This is a genomic window from Pseudomonas onubensis (assembly GCF_965653655.1).
Lineage (GTDB): Bacteria > Pseudomonadota > Gammaproteobacteria > Pseudomonadales > Pseudomonadaceae > Aquipseudomonas.
This window is the reverse complement of the sequence record NZ_CBFHAZ010000018.1, coordinates 60,767-78,898: the sequence shown is the minus strand read 5'-3', so window position 1 is coordinate 78,898 and position 18,132 is coordinate 60,767. Positions and strand designations below refer to the sequence as shown.

At 61.9% G+C, this 18,132-nt stretch carries 12 protein-coding genes; 2 read left to right on the top strand and 10 right to left on the bottom strand.

Annotated features, from left to right (window positions below; genetic code table 11):
* Nucleotides 1-208 precede the first annotated feature (208 nt).
* The gene (locus ACTD9P_RS09070; RefSeq protein ID WP_438867455.1) at nt 209-2,485 is read right to left on the bottom strand and encodes an ATP-dependent DNA helicase; all 2,277 of its coding nucleotides are present in this window, start codon (nt 2,483-2,485) and stop codon (nt 209-211) included.
* A complete protein-coding gene (locus tag ACTD9P_RS09065) occupies nt 2,482-4,125 on the bottom strand; it encodes a VRR-NUC domain-containing protein (RefSeq protein WP_438867454.1) in 1,644 nt (547 codons plus the stop codon). The genes ACTD9P_RS09070 and ACTD9P_RS09065 overlap by 4 nt, the downstream gene beginning before the upstream one ends.
* A gap of 200 nt (nt 4,126-4,325) precedes the next feature.
* On the opposite strand from ACTD9P_RS09065, the gene ACTD9P_RS09060 reads away from it, so the two are divergent.
* Nucleotides 4,326-4,550, top strand: coding sequence for a YgdI/YgdR family lipoprotein (locus tag ACTD9P_RS09060; RefSeq protein ID WP_017135598.1), 225 nt, complete (start codon nt 4,326-4,328; stop codon nt 4,548-4,550).
* 151 nt (nt 4,551-4,701) lie between these two features.
* On the opposite strand, the gene ACTD9P_RS09055 is transcribed toward ACTD9P_RS09060, so the two are convergent.
* A complete protein-coding gene (locus ACTD9P_RS09055) occupies nt 4,702-4,854 on the bottom strand; it encodes a hypothetical protein (RefSeq protein ID WP_438867453.1) in 153 nt (50 codons plus the stop codon).
* A gap of 188 nt (nt 4,855-5,042) precedes the next feature.
* Here ACTD9P_RS09055 and ACTD9P_RS09050 point away from each other — a divergent pair, with 188 nt between their 5' ends.
* A complete protein-coding gene (locus ACTD9P_RS09050; protein WP_438867452.1) occupies nt 5,043-5,315 on the top strand; it encodes a hypothetical protein in 273 nt (90 codons plus the stop codon).
* On the opposite strand, the gene ACTD9P_RS09045 is transcribed toward ACTD9P_RS09050, so the two are convergent.
* The 7 genes from ACTD9P_RS09045 to ACTD9P_RS09015 all read right to left on the bottom strand — a co-directional run bounded on the left by ACTD9P_RS09045 (nt 5,316) and on the right by ACTD9P_RS09015 (nt 18,103).
* On the bottom strand, nt 5,316-6,746 hold the full coding sequence (locus ACTD9P_RS09045; protein ID WP_438867451.1) for a polyurethane esterase: 1,431 nt from the start codon (nt 6,744-6,746) through the stop codon (nt 5,316-5,318). It lies immediately after the preceding gene.
* A 215-nt stretch (nt 6,747-6,961) separates the two neighbouring features.
* Entirely contained in the window at nt 6,962-10,069 is a 3,108-nt protein-coding gene (locus ACTD9P_RS09040) for an autotransporter outer membrane beta-barrel domain-containing protein (protein WP_438867450.1), read from the bottom strand.
* 169 nt (nt 10,070-10,238) lie between these two features.
* The gene (gene eprS, locus ACTD9P_RS09035; RefSeq protein ID WP_438867449.1) at nt 10,239-13,196 is read right to left on the bottom strand and encodes an autotransporter serine peptidase EprS; all 2,958 of its coding nucleotides are present in this window, start codon (nt 13,194-13,196) and stop codon (nt 10,239-10,241) included.
* A gap of 30 nt (nt 13,197-13,226) precedes the next feature.
* On the bottom strand, nt 13,227-14,561 hold the full coding sequence (locus ACTD9P_RS09030; RefSeq protein WP_438867448.1) for a TolC family outer membrane protein: 1,335 nt from the start codon (nt 14,559-14,561) through the stop codon (nt 13,227-13,229).
* A 2-nt stretch (nt 14,562-14,563) separates the two neighbouring features.
* Nucleotides 14,564-15,877, bottom strand: a complete 1,314-nt coding sequence (locus ACTD9P_RS09025) for an HlyD family type I secretion periplasmic adaptor subunit (RefSeq protein WP_200432676.1) — start codon at nt 15,875-15,877, stop codon at nt 14,564-14,566.
* Complete coding sequence (locus ACTD9P_RS09020) at nt 15,874-17,631, bottom strand: type I secretion system permease/ATPase (protein ID WP_438867446.1); 1,758 nt, start codon at nt 17,629-17,631, stop codon at nt 15,874-15,876. Before ACTD9P_RS09020 ends, ACTD9P_RS09025 begins: the two co-directional genes overlap by 4 nt.
* A gap of 103 nt (nt 17,632-17,734) precedes the next feature.
* Complete coding sequence (locus ACTD9P_RS09015) at nt 17,735-18,103, bottom strand: protease inhibitor Inh/omp19 family protein (RefSeq protein ID WP_438867445.1); 369 nt, start codon at nt 18,101-18,103, stop codon at nt 17,735-17,737.
* Between the last annotated feature and the right edge of the window lie 29 nt (nt 18,104-18,132).

Sequence of the window (18,132 nt, the reverse complement as noted above, 5' to 3'; positions counted from 1 at the left end):
GCGGTGTATCAGTGATAGATGAATTGACTGACCCACCGCATTCGCGAGCAAGCCCGCTCCCACAGTTGACCGCGTGCAGCTTTGGAGATGAGGTTGGCGGTTGCTCTGGCCCTTACATCCTTTTCGATGACGAAGTCAGCGGCATTTTGATCCGCGCTTGTGATCGTGATCTGAAATCGCCCCGTCAGGGCGCAACCCTAAGCCGCCGTTACCCAACTAACGGATACGCACCCCGCTCAACCGCCCACCAGCGCGGCAATAACTGCCGCACACGGGCCTCGCCAAAGCGGTCGTCGATCAACATCACCACGCCTCGATCCTGCTGGCTGCGGATCACCCTGCCGGCTGCCTGCACAACTTTCTGGATACCCGGATACAAATAGGTGTAGTCGTAACCCGCGCCGAAAATCGCGCCCATGCGCGCTTTCATTTGCTCGTTGACCGGGTTCAGTTGCGGCAAGCCCAGTGTGGCGATAAACGCGCCGATCAGGCGCGTGCCGGGCAAGTCGATGCCTTCGCCGAACGCGCCGCCCAGCACGGCAAAGCCGATGCCCTGGCTGTGCTGGGTGAACTGATCCAGAAACCCTTGGCGCTCGGCTTCGGCCATGCCGCGTGACTGCAACCACAGCGCAATCTGCGGGTGCCGCTCGGCCATCAACTGCGCCACCTGTTGCAGGTAATCGAAGCTTGAAAAGAAGGCCAGATAGTTGCCCGGCTGCGCAGTGAACTGCCGGGCGATCAACTCGACAATCGGCTCCAGAGAGGCTTGGCGATGCACAAAACGCGTGGAGATCGCATCGACAATGCGCACTTGCAGTTGCTCGGCCTGGAACGGCGACTCCACATCGATCCACGCGGTATCGGCAGGCAAGCCGAGCAAGTCGGCGTAATAGTGGCGTGGGCTCAGGGTCGCGGAGAACAGCACACTGCTGCGCGCGGCGGTCAACCTGGGGCGGATGAATTCGGCAGGCACCACGTTGCGCAGGCACAGGGTCGAGGCGCTGCGTTTGCCGAACTGGCGCTTGCTGATATCAAAGATGAAGTGTTCGTTGAACAGCTCCGCCACCTTGGCAAACTGCAACGCCTCGAAATAGAAGGCTTGCAGGTCGCCGCTGAGGGCTTCGGGGTGGTCATTGAAGTAATCGCCCAGGGCGCTGGTACACAGGCTCAACGCCTGGAGCAGCTTGTCGGGTCTGCTGGCGTAAGCCTGGTACGGCGCGAGCTGGTCCTTGTGCACGGCGTTCCATTCGCGGTTCAGGCGCTGCAAAGGCTTTTTCAGCGGCTCCGGTGCGCTGTCGCGCAGGGTCTTGAGGCTGTACTGATCCAGGCTGGCGCTGTACATCGAACGGGCACGCTCCACCAGGTTGTGGGCTTCGTCCACCAGCACCGCCGCGCGCCATTGGTTCAACTGGGCCAGGCCGAACAGCATGGCGCCGAAATCGAAGTAGTAGTTGTAGTCGGCGACCACCAGGTCGGCCCAGCGCGCCATTTCCTGGCTCAGGTAATACGGGCAGACGTCATGGGCCAATGCCACCTCGCGCAGGTTGCGCTGGTCCAACAGGCGCACCTTGGACGCCGCCACGCGTGCCGCCGGCAAGCGATCATAAAAGCCCTTGGCCAATGGGCAGGAATCACCGTGGCAGGCTTTGTCCAGGTGCTCGCAGGCCTTGTCACGCGCCACCAGTTCGAGCACCCGCAACGGCAAGTCGGGGCTGCTGGCGTAGAGCACTTGGGCGGCATCGAGGGCCAACTTGCGGCCGGGCGTCTTGGCGGTGAGGAAGAACACCTTGTCCAGCTGCTGCGGCGCCAGCGCCTTGAGCAGCGGGAAGATCGTGCCGACGGTCTTGCCGATGCCGGTGGGCGCCTGGGCCATCAGGCAGCGGCCGGTGCTGACGGCCTTGTAGACCGACTCGGCCAATGCACGCTGACCAGTGCGAAACGCGGCATGGGGAAACGCCAGCGCTTTAGCTGCGTGGTTGCGCGCCTCGCGGTGCTGCATTTCCTGGCGTGCCCAGCCGAGGAATAACGCACATTGCTGGTTGAAGAACTGCTCAAGGTCGCCCGCTGCAAAGTGCTGGTTCAGCAAGGTTTCGCCTTCACCGACAATATCGAAGTACACCAGCGCCAGGTCGATCTCTTGCAGGCCAAGTTTCTGGCACATCAGCCAGCCATACACCTTGACCTGCGCCCAATGCAATTGGCGATGGTTGGCGGGTTGGGCCTCCAGGTCGCCGCGATAGGTCTTCACCTCTTCCAGGCGGTTGCTGTCCGGGTCGTAGCCGTCTGCCCTGCCCCGCACCTTGAGTTGCTGGTATTCGCCTTCCAGCGCCACTTCATTCTGGTAGTGGGCGCTGCGGCGCGAGGCGACCGTGCGATGGCCGATAATGCCTTCCTGGGCGCTGGGCGACGGCGTAAAACGCAGGTCCAGGTCGCCGACCTTGGCCGTGAACTCGCACAGCGCGCGCACCGCAACGTTGTAGCTCAAGCGCTTTGCGCCCAGCGCACATAACAGACGGTGACCGGCATCTGGTACTCGCCGCAGAACTCCAGCCAGCGCAGTTGGTTGTCTTGCAAGCGGTCACCGGGGCCTTTGACTTCGATCATGCGGTAGGTCTTTTGCGCCGGCCAGAACTGGATCAGGTCCGGCATGCCGGCGCGGTTGGCGCGGATATCCAGCAGCAGGCGTTCAAACCAGTAGCGCAGGTGGTCGGCGGGCAGGCACATCAGGGCTTGCTCCAGCAGTTCTTCGCTGAGCAGGTTCCAGAACACGAACGGCGACTGAATGCCCCATTTGTCCACGTAGCGCTGGCGGATGGTGGCTTTGTAGCGCTCATCCGCCAGTTGTTCGAAACAGGCGGCGAACAACACCGCTCGGCGTTGGTGAAAGTCCTCGCTGTGCAAGTCCACCGGCCCGCGCTGGAACGGGTGGAAAAACGCACCCGGCAGCGGCGCGAAAATCGCCTCCCAGCACAATAGCCCGAACAGCGAATTGATTAGCCCGTTTTCGACGTAATGCACCGGCGCATCCGGCTCGCTCAGGTGCGCCTGCACGCAGGATTCCACCGACATCAGCGGCGCCTGCACCAGTGCCAGGTCCAGGCGCGTGACTTCACGTGGCTTGACCTTGGGCAGTGCCGGTTCACCGAGCTTGCGCCGCAGGCGTGGCAGCACACGCAGCAGATGCTGTTGTTCGGCAGCGCTTTGCGGTGCTTGCTGCGCCGCGCACGCCAGGGCCATGGCTTGCGCGTAATCCTCCTGGCGCTCGAGCACGCGAATCAACCGCGAGCGCGCGCCGGGATAGGCGCAATCACGATAGATCTGCGCGGCCAATTCCAGCTCGGCACTGCGCTCGCAGTATTGGCCGATCTGGAACAGCAGTTTAGCCCGACGTTTTTCCAGCCAGGGGTTGTCGGTGGCCAGCAGCACGATCTGCGCCAGTACCTCGTCCAGTGCCTGCCCGGCTTCGAAGGCCTGCTGGCATTGGTGCAGGAACAGAAAACCGTGCACATCGTCACGGCTACGCAGGCCACGGGACTCGGCGCAGAACTCGACTTTTTCGTAGGTGTAGATGCCCAGGTCAGCCAGCACGAACTCCGACCAATCCTGGTGCAGGTTGCCGAAGAACATCAGCCGCAGGCGGTCGCACAGGTCCATCACGGTGAGGCTGTAGAGCCTGTCGTTCAGCTCGGGGCACCACTGTGCAAAGCTGCGTGATTCGGTGAACTGCGCCGCCAGCCCGTCCAGCCAGTCGGCCTTCTTGCCTTTGGGTTGGTCAATCCACGGCGCGAAGGCGGCGAGGATTTCGCCTTTTTGCAGCAGTGCGAACAGCTCATCAAAACTCAACGGGCCCTGCTGATCGACCCAGCCCTGCTGCACCAGTGCAAGCGCCGCCGTGTGGGTGCAGCCAATTTCGAGGTAATTGAGTTTGCTCCCGCGAAAATGCACACCTTTGCGCATCACCATGCGCACCAATAACGCCTGGGACGGCTGCGGCAACCTGTCAAATTGCTGAATAAACTGCATTTCGTCCGGGTCGAGCAAATCGGCATAACGCTGCCCCAGCCACAGCAGCACTTGGCGGAAGTTATGCAGGTAATACAAGGGGTCGTCGAGGGGATTGGCCATGTCGCGCACTGGTTGAATACTGGTTATGCATACAGAGTGCCGCCAGCGGCGAGCTGTTGCAATCAGTAATAGATAAATGGCCCACGCAACTTTTTGTATAAAAGTGATCAGATAGGACAGTTGATGGCGTAACATTTATGGCCCGAAGCCTTAGGCACGGGACTTTTCAGCAGGATTTTTCAGGGTTAAAGGTAAGGGTAATGAACATGAAGAATTTGGGTCTGCCGCTGGTTGCACTCACTTTTCTGCTAATGGCCGGTTGCTCCACGCAAACCGTAGTGACATTGCAAAATGGCACGCAGTATTTGACCAAGGACACCCCCAAGACCAAGACAGCCGATGGGTTCTATGAATTCACCGACATCGCCGGCAAGCACATCCGCATCAAGGCGGATGACGTTGCAACGGTTCGCAGCGAAAAGTGAAAGCAAACCCCTGAACATGAAAAGCCCCGCAATGCGGGGCTTTTTTGATCGTTCCCACGCTCCGCGTGGAAATGCAGCCCAGGACGCTCCGCGTCCCAAGGCGTGACGCAGAGCGTCACAAGAGGCATTCCCACGCAGAGCGTGGGAACGATCAGTACCGGTAATACGGGTGATAGTAGGGATGGTAGTAGTACGAGTGGTAGTACGGCCGGTAGCAGCATGGGCCGGGATAGGCCGGATACACCGCACACCCGCCCAGGCCCAGCAGCACCAGGGCGCACAGCAGCAATCGAAATCGGGACATGTTCGGTCCTCACATGACGCGCGAAACAGCTCGCGGGTATTGATTAAACGCGTGAGGCCTGCCGAACCCGTCGCAGCGCTGCGCCGTTGATCAGTGAAGATTTATTCACCGAAGGATTTTCGCCAATCCGACGTTTAACCGATAAGCCGCCTTCATCTTCGAAGGCGGTAGAACGGAGAAAGACGGCCATGGCACTCATGTCCCGGACGGTACGCGCGCTGTTACTCATCCCCCTGAGCCTGGCGGCCCTGGCCAGTGCGCCGGTGTTTGCCGACACCATCATCATTCGCCAGCCGCCGCGGGTCATCGTGGTGGCTCCCCCGCCGCCGCCGGTTTATTACGGGCATTGGGGTTACGCCCCACGGCCTTACTACTACCCCCATCATGTTTACAGCTATGGCTACGGCTACCCCCACCGACCGTACTATGGTGGCGGCTGGCGGGGGCAACACTGGCATTGATCAGCCGATGCTGACGCCGTCCGCCCACAGGCCGCCATGCCCGACGCCGACCAGGGTCACCGAGTCGGCGCCAAAGGTCAGCACCGTGTCGGCGCCGACCACTTTGGCATGGTCACGCAGGTCGGTGCTGCCCTCCACGTTCTGGAACACCAGCTTGTCCGTGGTCTGGTAGCCAATCACACGATCATTGCCAAAATGGCCGCTGAACAGGAAGGTGTTATGCCCACTGTTGTCGCGGATCGTGTCATTGCCTTTGCCACCTTCGATAAAGTCTGCGCCCTTGCCGCCCTGGATCAGGTCATTACCGTCGCTGCCGATGATGAAGGTATTGCCCTTGTGCGGTTCGGCATTGCGGTTGAGGTCTTGCACCCAGGTGGTGGCCCGCGCCGGGTCGGACAGGTTGGCGACGATCACCGTGGAATCGCGGGTCATCTGGTCGTAAAAGCCGGACTCGAGGATGCGCGTCATGCCGTCGCCATAGCCGGTGGGCAAATGCGAGACCCAGGTCGGCAGGTTGATGATGGAAAACGGCAGGATATTCCACAACGTCGAAGCGTAGTGGTCGTTGAAGCTGACGATATTGTCGGTGGTCGACTCGTGGGGTTTGTCGTGCACGCCCAGGGACGACAGGTTGAAGGATGAGCCGTCGAGCGCGCGGAATACCGGGTCGTTTTCGTAGCCGATGTTCAGCACTTTATCGCCGGCACTCTGGGTCGGTGAGGCATAGGCCACGTAGTTGGCGTCCTTGTAGAACCCCGACCATTTGTTGTTGCTTAAATCCGCCATGCTGTTGACCGCGAGCCCGCCCAGGCTGTGGCCGCTGACCACCACGTCCTTGCCGGTCAAGCCATGGGCGCCGGCATAGTCGGCGACATTCTTGAGCAAGCTGCCAAAGGCTTCGCCCGCATAGTTTTTTGCGTAATCCTTGGGCCCAAAGGCCGCCAGCAGGTCGCTGATCACATCGCCGATGGAGTCGGTGATCAGGCTTTCCCGTGGCCCCGAGGTGCCACGAAAGCCGATGCCGATTTCGAGCAATTTGCCGGCGTCATCGTACTTGCCGAGCACCTCGACCTGGGCCGTGGTGTAGCCGGCCTTTTCGCCAAAGAAAGTGCCGCGCGCATCGACCTTGCCGCCATAGCCCAAGGCACTGGCGCTGATGGGCGTCCAGCCGGCTTTTTGCACCGCATCGAGCGCGGCTTTTTCCGAGTCTGGGTTCCAGGGAATGCCAGGAATCACACCTTGTGAATCCGTGCTGCCGAGCAGCGCACCCACCAGCGTGGCCGGCAAGCCAAGCCCCAGGCCGTTGTGCTGGTAACCCACGGCAAAACCGTTATCCAGGTTGTGGTAGGAATACAGCGTGATCGCCATGGCATCGGCGAACAGCGTTTTGGAGCCCTCGGTGCCGAGGTTTTTATAGTCAAAGATACCCATGGTAGTGCCTCTCTGTTGTTGGATTTGTAGAGAAAGCGAAAACACGTGTGGCTATGGAGCAGCTCTATCTGATCCCCCGCGATCCAAATGTGGGAGCGGGCTTGCTCGCGAATGCGGTGGTTCAGCCAATGAATCTGTTAACTGATACTCCGCTTTCGCGAGCAAGCCCGCTCCCACATAAACCCGGTCCTCACTTTAAGAAGTGTCGTCTCCTTTTAGAACGCCCAGTCGAGGCTCAACCCCACCCCGTGGACCTTGTCCTTGCTGGCCAACAGACCGTTGTAATCAAAATTCACCCGCGCATCCTTGCTCAGTGCCAGGCTGACCCGCGCACCGACCAATGCGGCATCGCGCACCATCGGCGCACTTTCCACCGCAAACGCCGGGCCGCCCGAGGCAAACGCCAGGTGCTGCTCGGAATCGGTGCTGCTCAGGTTGTGCTGCCAGCCCAGGGTGCCGGACACTTCCAACTGCTGGTGATCATTCACATTGAAGGTTTTCAAGGCGCGTACGCCCAGGGTGCTCAGCACCACATCGCGGGTGTCGTCATGGCCTTTGAGCGCGGCGGCGTCACCCTTTTCGGTAAACCCATCAGTGTCCAGATGCACATAGGCCAGGTTGGCGAATGGCTCCAGGGCCAGCGGTTGCAGGTTGACGCGGTAAGCCGCCTCACCAAACACCTGGGTGCTGCTCGCGTCGACTTTGACCTTCTGCTTGCCGGCCACATCGCCGTATTGCAGGTCACGCTTTACATCGGCGCGATGCCAGCTGTAGGTCGCCCCACCGCTCAGGCGCAAGGCACCGATCTCATGCCCGGCATAGGCACCGAAGTGGTAGCTGTCGACCGAGGCACGGGAATGGGTGTCGTTGCCCATGTTCAACGAGGTGTCGCTGTAGCCGGCGACCAAACCAATACGCGTCGACTCATCCAGCGCGCCGTCCACACCCGCGAGCATGCCGCCAAGCGACGTGGTGTAGCCCGCGGTGTCGCTGCGGCTGTCGGTCTTGCCCCACGCGCCCAAAGCCTTGACCCACACGTTGCCACGGCTGTCGAGGGTGTCGCTGCTTGCGCCCATCTCGCCATGGCGCAGGCGTTCGCCGACGGCTTCGCGCACGTAACGGCTGTCGTTGATCAACGCACTTTGCAGTGCCGGATAGATTTCGCCCGAGAGCTGCTGGAACGCGCCTTGGGCCGAGGCCGCATTCGGTGCCAGCAACAGGCTTTCATACACCGCATTGCCGGCGCCCAACTGGTCCGCCGCCGCCGCGACCGCACGCTGGTTCGGCGTGACCGCCACACTGGCAAAGCTGTTGGTACGGGCCACGTCCAACTGCACGCCGTTGGCGGCATAGTTGAGGGTGCCGCCGATAAACAGGTAGTTGGGCAGCACCGCGCCGAAGCTGCCGGTAATACCGCCTGCGGCTTGCAGGATGTTGTACTGGCGGCCGATCAAGCTTTGCGCCTGGGCGTTCGTCAACAGCGTCGGGCTGTTTTCCAGCGCCAGGGTCACAGTGCCGCCATTGAGCGTGGCGGTGCCGGCGGCCACAATGCGGTCGCTGCTGGTGGGCGACAGCTCCACCGCGTAGGTCGAACCCGCGTCAAAGGTGACATTGCCCGCCACATTCAAGGTGCCGATGGAGTTACCCGGCGCCACAGTGCCGCCGCTTTTGGCGGTCAGCGAGCCGATACGGCCCGAGCCACCGACCACGCCGGTCTGGCTGACGGTGACGTCAGACGTCACCGAGCCGTTGATTGCCAGCAAGCCCTGGTTGACCAAGGTCGGCCCGCTGTAGGTGTTAGTGCCAGTCAGCACCAGCGCGCCGATGCCTTGCTTGGTCAGGCCGCCATGGCCGGAGATGTCATTGCTCCACACATCCAGGCCGCAATGCACGTCGGTGCACAGGCGCTGGGTCGGTTTACCGGCGTCCACCACCGCACCAATGCCTGGCAGGTCGGCGACAAACTGGCTGCTGCCATAGGCGCCGTCGATACGGAACTCAGCGGGAATATCTTCGGCAGTGACGAACATCCCTGGCCCGTTGACGGCTTTGCCCAGGTTGATCATGCCCCAGCCATACAGCGCGTCGATGCCCGGCGCACCAAGGTCGGTGGCGGTGGTTTTAAGCACCGTGGCGACCTGCTCGCCGCTCATGTAGGGGAAGCGCTCCATCAGCACTGCCGCTGCGCCGGCCACATGGGGCGCCGCCATGGAGGTGCCGTTTTTGTTGGCCCAGTCGGTGGTGAGGTTGCTCAGGTCGGTGCCGTTGATGATCGAGCTGAAGATCCTGGTACCGGGTGCCGACACACAGAAGCTCGCCGCATAACCGCAGCGCGACGAGAAGGTGCTGATCACATATGGGTTGGCACTCGCGGTGTCCGGGTTTTGCTGCAAGGCGGCTACCGACAGCCAGTTCGGTGCGATCTCCGGCACAAAGTACGCCAGGCCCGACATCGCGTCCGGGTTGTTGCGGTTGTAGTCGTTACCGGCGGCAAAGATGGTCAGCACGCCGCTGCGCGCGGCATCGATTGCGCCTTGGTAGGCGCCACCGGCAATCGTGCCGAGGATCGGCCGGATGTTGTTGAACTGCGCCTGGGCTTCATTGACCGTGAAGTTGGGGAACGCCGGATCGCGGCCGCCCTTGGCGTATTGATCGCCAATGCCGATCCCCCAGCTGTTGTTGATGATGCGTGCGCCGCTGGCCACCAGACCATCCCAACCGGCCTTGTACACCGCACCGTCGTTGCCGAGGATGATCCCGTCTTCCGGGCCTGGGTCGCCGTTTTCGGCGCTGAGGATTTGCGCATTGAACGCCACGCCGTGCATCGGTCCGCCGTCACGGTTACCGGCGGCAATCCCGCCGACGTGGGTGCCGTGGTTACCCAGCTTGCCGTTGGAGTCCTTGGATGGCGTGCCGTCATAACGGAACGCATCACCGGCCTTCACAGGAATATACGGGTCGGTGTATTGGCGGATGCCTTCGGTGACAATCGTCACCACCTTGTTGGGGCTGGCGAACTCCGGGTGCTGCGCATACACCGGCTGGTCAAAGATGCCCAGTTTGACGCCTTTGCCGGTGTAGCCGGCGGCATACGCGGTGTCTGAGTGGATGGCGCCCAGGCCCCAATCGGCCTTGAACTCACTGCTGCGCCAACTGGCGGCATCGCCCAGTTTGCCGGTTTCCACATAGGGTGCGGCCTGGGCGGTCCCCAGACTTGCCAGGCAGCACAGCAGCGCGCCGTATGGCACGCAGCTCAAAGCCTTGAGCGGGTAGCCCGGGCCTGTGTGAGTGGCGGTATTTAACCCTGGTTTGCGTTTGTTCACGGTGACCTTCCTTAGTTTTCTTATTGCACTTTTTTGGAAATCCAACCTGATCGTTCCCACGCTCCGCCTGGGAATGCAGCCCCGGACGCTCTGCGTCCAAAGCGTGACGCAGAGCGTCACAAGAGGCATTCCCACGCGGAGCGTGGGAACGATCATCGCTGCGGTGTGTTTAGAACTGCCAGTTCAGGCTCAGCCCCACGCCTTGGGTTTTCGCGCTCCCACCCAACTGGCCGTTGTAATCCAGGTTGACCCGCGTGGCCTTGCTCAGCGCCAGGCTGGCCTGCACACCGACCAGCGCGGCATCACGCAACAACGGCGAACTGCGCACGGCAAAAGACGGCCCGCCGGCGACAAACGCCAAGTGTTCTTCGGATTCAACCGCCGTCAGGCTGTGCTGCCAGCCCAGCGAACCGGACAGTTCCAACTGCTGATGGTCATTGAGCGCCAGGGTTTTCAAGGCCCGCACGCCGAGGGTGCTGAGCACCGCATCGCGCCGATCGCTGCCACGCTCAAGCGCAGCCGAATCACCTTTTTCATGGAACGAGTCACTGTCCAGATGGACGTAGGCCAGGTTGGCGAACGGCTCCAGCGCCAGCGGTTGCAGGTGAATGCGGTACGCCGCTTCAGTGAACAACTGCGCCGTGCGCGCATCCAGCTTGGTCTTTTGCTTGCCGCTGACTTCGCCGTATTGCAGGTCACGCTTTACGTCACCACGATGCCAGCTGTAGGCGCCGCCCACGCTGACGCGCCAGTCGCCCAGTTCACGCCCGGCGTAAGCACCCAAGTGGTAACTGTCGATGGACGCCGATGAATGCGTGCCACTGCCCATGTTCAGCGAGCTGTCGCTGTAGCCGGCGACCACACCCACGCGGGTCTGTTCATCCAGCGCGCCGTCCACACCCGCAAGCAAACCGCCAATCGAGGTGGTCGAGCCTGCGGTTTCGCTGCGGCTGTCGGTCTTGCCCCAGGCGCCAAGCGCCTTGAGCCACAGGTTGCTTTCGCCGCTCACCGGCACATGGCGCAGGCGTTCACCCACAGCGTCACGCAGTTGCAGGCTGTCGTTGATCAGCATCGCGCCAATCGCCGGGTAGATCTCACCCGACAATTGCTGCAAGCCCTGGCGGGCGGTGGCCACCGAGTCCGACTGCAACAGGCTTTCATACACCGGGTTACCGGCACCGAGTTGCTCGGCCGCCGCCGCGACATTACTCTGGTTGCGCGTCGCGGCAACGCTGGCGAACGCTGCGTTGTTGCGCCCCACATCCAACTGCACGCCGTTGGCGGCGTAATCGAGGGTGCCGCCGAGGAACAGGTAGTTAGGCAGCACCTGGCCAAACTGGCCCTGAATACCGCCCGCCGCCTGGAGGATGGTGTATTGGCGGCCTATCAAGCTTTGCACTTGGCTTTGGCTGAGCAGTGTCGGGCTGTTTTCCAGCGCCAGGGTCACGGTGCCGCCGCCCAGAACGGCTTTGCCGCCTGCGACGATGCGGTCGCTGCTGGTGGGCGTGAGTTCCACCGCATAGGTGGAGCCTGCGCCCAGGTTTACATCACCGGCCACCTGCAAGGTACCCACAGAATTGCCCGGTGCCACGGTGCCGCCGCTGTTGACGCTCAACGCGCCGATGCGCCCGGAACCGCCGAGGGTGCCGCTGTTGTTGACGGTCACGGCTGAGGTCAGCGAGCCGTTGACTGCCAGCAGGCCGCCATTGACGCTGGTCGCACCGCGATACGTGCTGTCGCCGCTGAGCACCAGGCTGCCGGCGCCGGATTTGATCAGGCTGCCTTCATACACGCGGTTGGCTGCGGCCTGATCACGGGCAGTGCCAACGGCGTAATCGGTCTGGTCCTGCTGGGAGGCATTCGCGCCCACGCCGTTCTGCCAGCCCTTGTCGATCAGGGTTTGCTGCCAGGCGCTGTGCTCGGCGCGGTCTTCGGCCTGGCGCTGGACCAAGGCCTGGTCGGAGATGCCGTTGCTCCACACATCGCCCTGCCCGGTCGCCAGGTTTACATTCATTGCGCCGAGCAATTGCCCCGGGCCATGCATCGCTCGGCCGAGGTCCGGCACGCCCCAGCCCACAGTGGTGTTGGGCGCCTGGGTGATCGAGCCGTCGAGCTGCGTGGCGGTGGTCAACAGCACCTGCAACGCCTGCTCATTGGTCATGTACGGGTAGCGCTCCATCACCAGCGCCAGCGCGCCGGTGGCATGGGGTGCCGACATCGAGGTGCCGGATTTGACCCCATAACCGCCGTCGGGAATGGTGCTGTTGATCAGCGCGCCGGGCGTGGAGATGCACCAGTATTTGGCAATCCCGCACTTGTTGTATTTCTGGTTATTGGCTTTATCCAGGCCGGATACCGCCAGCCAATGGCCTTCCAGTTCCGGCTGAAAATACGGCAAGGCCGAGCGCACGCTGGCATTCGCATAGCCGCTGTTGCCGGCGCTGAACACGTTGATCACCCCGGCTTTGGCCACGTCCGCTGCGGCATCCAGCCAGGTGCCCTGGTTGTAATGCTGGGCATAGGCGGCGTGCAGATCGCCGAGGGTCTGGTAGCTGACATCCTTGGGCTGGCTGCCCCAGCTGTTGTTGATGGCGCGCACGCCGGAATCCACCAAAGCGGTGTACACCGCCTTGAAATACTTGGGGTCCGGGGTCGGGCCAAACAGGAAGCTGTCGTTGGCGTTGGTATTGCCCACGTAGATTTGCGCGTTGTACGCCACGCCATGCATGCCCACGCCATCACGCGCCGCGCCCATAGTGCCGGTGACATGGGTGCCGTGGGAGTCATTGTTGGGGTTGAGTGCGCCGGTGGTGCTGAACGCGCTGCCATCCACATAGGTGCCAGTGCCGCTGACCGCGTGGTAGCGGTCTTTTGAGGCTTCGGGGTGGTTGGGGTCGAAACCCGAGTCCAGCGCGCCGACTTTGACCCCGTTGCCGGTGATGCCGGCCGCATAGGCTTCATCCGCCTTCATGCGCCCCAGGCCCCAGTCACTCTGGAATTCGGCGGAGCGCCAACTGGCGGGATTACCCGCCTGGCCGTTTTCGGTATAGGCCGCCTGCGCCGCAACGGACAACAGGAGTAGCGAGCCTGCGGTAAACGGTTTGAAACGTGGTGAATGGGTGGTCATCTAACCCCTCCTTATTCTTCTTATGGATGCTCATTTCACCGGGCCGAAGGCCTCATCGACTTTCGCCAGGTCGGTGTCACGCAAGTTGCCCGCGTAGTAGTGCAATTTGGTCCAGGCCATCAAATAGTCGTAACGCGCCTGGGCCAGGTCGCGACGGGTGCTGTACAGCTGCTGCTCGGCGTTCAGCGCATCCAGGTTGACCCGCTCGCCGCCGAGGATGCTTTGCTTGGTCGACACCACCAGCGCCTCGGCCGAGGTCAGTGCCTTTTGGTACGCGCGCAATTTGCTCACGCCCGACAGGCACGCACTGAACTGGCGGCGCAGTTCGATCAGGGTTTCGCGGGTCTTGCCTTCCAGTTCGTACTCGGCCTGTTCCATGCCACGGCTGGCCTGGCGGGTGGAGGCGGAGATACCGCCACCGGCATACAACGCCAGGCTGACTTCGACGCCGATGGTGTTGGTGTCGTAGCGCTGGTTGTAGGTGTTGCCGCTGTCGGACTCCTGTTTGCGCGAGCTGGCATACGCGGTGATCTTGGGCAAATGCCCGGCGCGGTTGCGCTCCACTTCATAACGCGCGACTTCCACGGCCTGGCGCTGCGACGCCAGCGTGGGGTTATTGCTCAGCGCCAGTTCATGCCAGGTGTCGTAGTTGGCCGGGGTCAGGGTGAAGGCGGCAAAGCTCTGGTTCAGCGGCGCCAGGTCGTGGATGTCGACACTCTGCACACCGATCAACGCCCCCAGCTCGCGCAACGACGCGTCCTGCTCATCCAGCGCCTGGATCTCTTCGGCGGTGGCCAGCTCATAGCGCGACTCGGCTTCGAGAATGTCGGTGCGCGTGCCTTCGCCCTGCTGGAACAGGTGCTGGTTCTGCTGGAACTGCTGCTCGTAGGCCTTTTTCTTGGCGCGGGCAATGTCGATCTGGTCCTGGGCGAATAGCGCCTGGGTGTAATAACTCAGCACGCGCACCAGCAACGCCTGGCTCTTGTCGCGAAAGCTTTCATCGGCAAACAGCGCCTGGGCCACACCCTTGCGGTAGTTGGCGTAGGCTTCGTAGTCGAACAAAGGCTGTTGCAGGCTGAAGGTCGAGCCATAGCTGTTGTAGTTGCGGTCGTCGCGGTAACTGCCGCCGCGCCCGTCCGGCAGGTGCGCTTCGGAGTTGTTACGGCCCTTGTTGTAGTTGTACGACAGGCGCGGCAACAGCCCGGCACGGCCAATGGTGCGGTTTTCCAGGCCGGCGTCACGCTCCTTGATCGCGCCCAGAAACACCGGATCGTTACGCAATGCCTGCTCGTACACATCAAACGGGCCCATGGCGGCATGGGCAGTGGTGCAGCTCAACAATAAGGTGATGAACACAACGCGCATGCTCATTCCTCAGTCAACGCAGAACCGGCGCGATCGAGCAGCGGCTTGAACAGGTAATTGAGCAGCGAACGTTCGCCGGTACGCACAAACATTTCGGCGGGCATGCCCGGCTTGATCACCAGGCCGTGGAGTTTTTCCAATGCAGCCTCGCTGACCGTGGTGCGCAGCACGTAGTAAGGCTGGCCGGTCTTTTCATCGAGCATCTGGTCGGCCGAGATCAGGCTGACTTCGCCCGGTACACGCGGGGTCCGGCTCTGGTTGAAGGCGGTAAACAGGATGTCGACCGGCAAATGCGTGCCCACCTTGTCAACCAGGTGCACCGGCAAATGCCCTTCCACTTCCAGGCGCGTGCCTTGTGGCACGATCTCCAACAGGGTTTCACCGGCGCGCACCACGGCGCCCTCGGTGTGCACACTGAGGTTGACTGCAATGCCATCGGCTGGCGCATTGATCTCGCTGTGCTGCAAATCAAAGCCCGCCGAGGTCAGTTGCTGCTCCAGGGTCAGGCTGCGCAGTTGCGCGTCGGCCAGTTGGCTGCGCACCTCTTTCTGATATTCCTCACTGTGCTGTTGCAACTTGAGGCGTGACTCGAGAATGCCCTGCTCCACGCGTCCGCTTTCCCCGCTGTTCTGCGCCAGGTCCTGTTGCACCTGGGACAGCTGGCGCTGGTAGTCCAGCAAGCGGTTGCGCGGGATATAACCGTTGTCGGCCAAGGGCTGCAGGTTGGCCAACTGATCACGCAGCGATTGCGCCTGGGCAGACAGGTCGGTGCGCGCACGGCGCATGCCACTCAGTTGCGAGGTGGCGCCATCGATATTGGCGCGGATCCCGGCCTGCTCGCGGGCAAAGGCTTCGCGGCGGCTGCTGAACAGCTGGCGTTGGCCTTCCAGTACCAGCGCCAGGGCCGGGTCGGGGTTGGCGCTCAGCTCAGCGGGAAAGGTAATCGCTGCCTGGTTGTCACGCTCACTCTGCCAGCGGGCCACGCTGGCCCAGGCCATACGGTACTGGGCTTGCAGCGACTGCACGTCGGCCTGGTTCTGGGTCTGGTCGAGGCGAAACAGCGGCTGGCCCTGTTTGACCAGTTCGCCCTCCTTCACCAGGATGCGGCTGACCACGCCGGGGCTGAAGGTTTGCACGGCCTTGCGCTTGCCCGAGACCACCACTGTGCCTTGCACCGGGATGCCTTGATCCAACGGCGCCAAGCTGGCCCAGAGGAAAAACCCACCGGCACCGACAACCGTCAGCAACCAGCCCATCTTCACGAAAAAACCGGCATCACGCTCTTTAAAACGGGGCTCAACTGTAAGGCTGCTCATGCGCCTGGATTCCTTCCGGTCTGGTACTGACGGCTAAGGCTCACACCGGCCTTTTCCCGTGGCGCTTCCTGCTGTTGCTGGCCCGACAACGCGCGCAGCACTTCCTGGCTGGGGCCGAATGCCTGCAATTGGCCTTCGCTGAGCACCAGCAACTTGTCGGCCTGGGCCAACGCCGAGGAGCGGTGGGTGACCAGCACCACGCTGCTGCCCTGGGCTTTCATCTGCACGATGGCGCTGGCCAACGCGGCCTCGCCCACGGTGTCGAGGTTGGAGTTGGGTTCATCCAACACGATCAAACGCGGCGCGCCGTACAGCGCACGGGCCAGGGCCACGCGCTGTTTCTGCCCGCCGGAAAGGCCGCCACCGTTGTCGCCCAGCACAGTGTCGTAGCCATGCGGCAGACGCAGGATCAGCTCATGCACACCGGCCTGCTGCGCCGCTTTAACTACCAGCTCCGGGTCGGCTTCACAAAAGCGCGCAATGTTGTCGGCGATGCTGCCGCTGAACAACTCGATGTCCTGGGGCAAGTAACCGATATGCGGGCCGAGGTCGTCGCGGTTCCAGCGATGGATATCCGCGCCGTCCAGGCGCACGGTGCCGGCCAGGGTCGGCCACACGCCCACCAGCACGCGGGCCAGGGTCGACTTGCCCGAACCCGAGGCACCGAGCACGCCCAGCACTTCACCGGCGCCAAGGCTGAAACTGACCTGCTGCAGGGTTGCCATACGCCGCCCGGGCGGACCGGCGCTGACGTGTTCGAAACTCACCTGGCCCTTGGGCGCCGGCAAGCTCATTGGCTCGGCTTCGGGCGGGAATTCACGCAGCAGGTCGTCAAGGCGCTGGTACGCCAGCTTGGCCGAACTCCACTGCTTCCACACCGCAATCAACTGGTCGATGGGGCTAAGCACACGGCCCATGAGGATTGAACCGGCGATCATCATGCCGGCGGTCATCTCGCCCTTGATCACCAGAAAGGCGCCCAGGCCCAGCACCAGGGATTGCAGGCATAGGCGCAGGGATTTGCTCAGCGAGGTAATCACCGAACCGGTGTCGCTGGCCCGGTTCTGAAACCCGAGAAACTGCGAATGCACCGCAAACCAGCGTTTGCGCAACGCACCGAGCATGCCCATGGCCTGGATGGTCTCGGCGTTGTGCAAGTGGCTGGTGGCCAACTGGGTCGACTGCTGGGAAAAGGCCCCCGCCTCGCCCAGTGGTTTTTTGGTCAGGTATTCATTCAGGCACGCCAGTGCGATCAACAGCACAGCGCCTGCCGTGGCCAACACGCCCAGCCACACGTTGAACAGGAAAATCACCAACAGATAGATGGGAAACCAGGGCGCATCGAAGAACGCAAACAGCGCCGGCCCGGTGATGAATTGGCGGATCACGGTCAAATCGCCCAGCGATTGCCCGGCATGCCCCTGGCCGCGTTGCAGGTTGCGTTCAAACGCGGCTTTGTAGACGCGCAAGTTGAAACGCCGTTCCAATTGGCTGCCGATGCGTATCACGACAAAACTGCGCAGCACTTCCAGCGTACCGATAAACACAAAGAAGCCCACGACCATCAGCGTCAACATCACCAGGGTGGTTTCATTCTGGGAGGACAACACACGGTCATACACTTGCAGCATGTAAATCGACGGCACCAGCATCAATAGATTTATCAGTGCGGTGAAGCAGCCGATGCTGATTAAAATACTCTTGTATTCACCCAGCGCCCTGAACAAGGGCGCAACCACATGGGACTTCGCCATAGTGTCTGATCTTCCCCAAAGCAAACGACGCGCAATAGTTGCCCCAGCCCTGAAGTGGGACGGCCAACTATTAATCTCTAGTTATAAGCTTATAACTTTTTAATTAAGGTGTTCGTTGCAGCACAACTTCCGCTATTGAAGGTGTGTGCCCTTTGTATTCACCGTCTTTTTCGCGGTTCAAATGAACAATCCCGGTGCCCTCGGCGTTAAACAGCCAGATACCGTCCGGGGTCGGCGACCAGCTCAGGGGTTTAGCACCCAGCCAACGTTCGGCACAGTCGACATCACCGGCCACGGTGTTGGGCTGATCCAACAGGTCGAGTGCACACACCTGGTCCTGTTGCTGCAATTGCCAATGACCGGCCAGTTGCGCGGTGGTGGGTAAAACCAGACTGCTCGCCATGACGTGGGCTCCTGCCGAAACGAACAACACCTGTGAAGCACAGGCGATCAAATGGGAAAAACGCGGCATCTAATGCTCCATCCTGAGCGCGCGGCGCT

What these genes read in the sequence shown, in the direction of transcription:
- ACTD9P_RS09055 (WP_438867453.1), bottom strand. Translation starts at nt 4,854, where the DNA reads ATGTCCCGATTTCGATTGCTGCTGTGCGCCCTGGTGCTGCTGGGCCTG.
- ACTD9P_RS09050 (WP_438867452.1), top strand. Translation starts at nt 5,043, where the DNA reads ATGGCACTCATGTCCCGGACGGTACGCGCGCTGTTACTCATCCCCCTG.
- ACTD9P_RS09045 (WP_438867451.1), bottom strand. Translation starts at nt 6,746, where the DNA reads ATGGGTATCTTTGACTATAAAAACCTCGGCACCGAGGGCTCCAAAACG.
- ACTD9P_RS09015 (WP_438867445.1), bottom strand. Translation starts at nt 18,103, where the DNA reads ATGCCGCGTTTTTCCCATTTGATCGCCTGTGCTTCACAGGTGTTGTTC.
- ACTD9P_RS09025 (WP_200432676.1), bottom strand. Translation starts at nt 15,877, where the DNA reads ATGAGCAGCCTTACAGTTGAGCCCCGTTTTAAAGAGCGTGATGCCGGT.
- ACTD9P_RS09020 (WP_438867446.1), bottom strand. Translation starts at nt 17,631, where the DNA reads ATGGCGAAGTCCCATGTGGTTGCGCCCTTGTTCAGGGCGCTGGGTGAA.
- ACTD9P_RS09060 (WP_017135598.1), top strand. Translation starts at nt 4,326, where the DNA reads ATGAACATGAAGAATTTGGGTCTGCCGCTGGTTGCACTCACTTTTCTG.
- ACTD9P_RS09065 (WP_438867454.1), bottom strand. Translation starts at nt 4,125, where the DNA reads ATGGCCAATCCCCTCGACGACCCCTTGTATTACCTGCATAACTTCCGC.
- eprS (WP_438867449.1), bottom strand. Translation starts at nt 13,196, where the DNA reads ATGACCACCCATTCACCACGTTTCAAACCGTTTACCGCAGGCTCGCTA.
- ACTD9P_RS09030 (WP_438867448.1), bottom strand. Translation starts at nt 14,561, where the DNA reads ATGCGCGTTGTGTTCATCACCTTATTGTTGAGCTGCACCACTGCCCAT.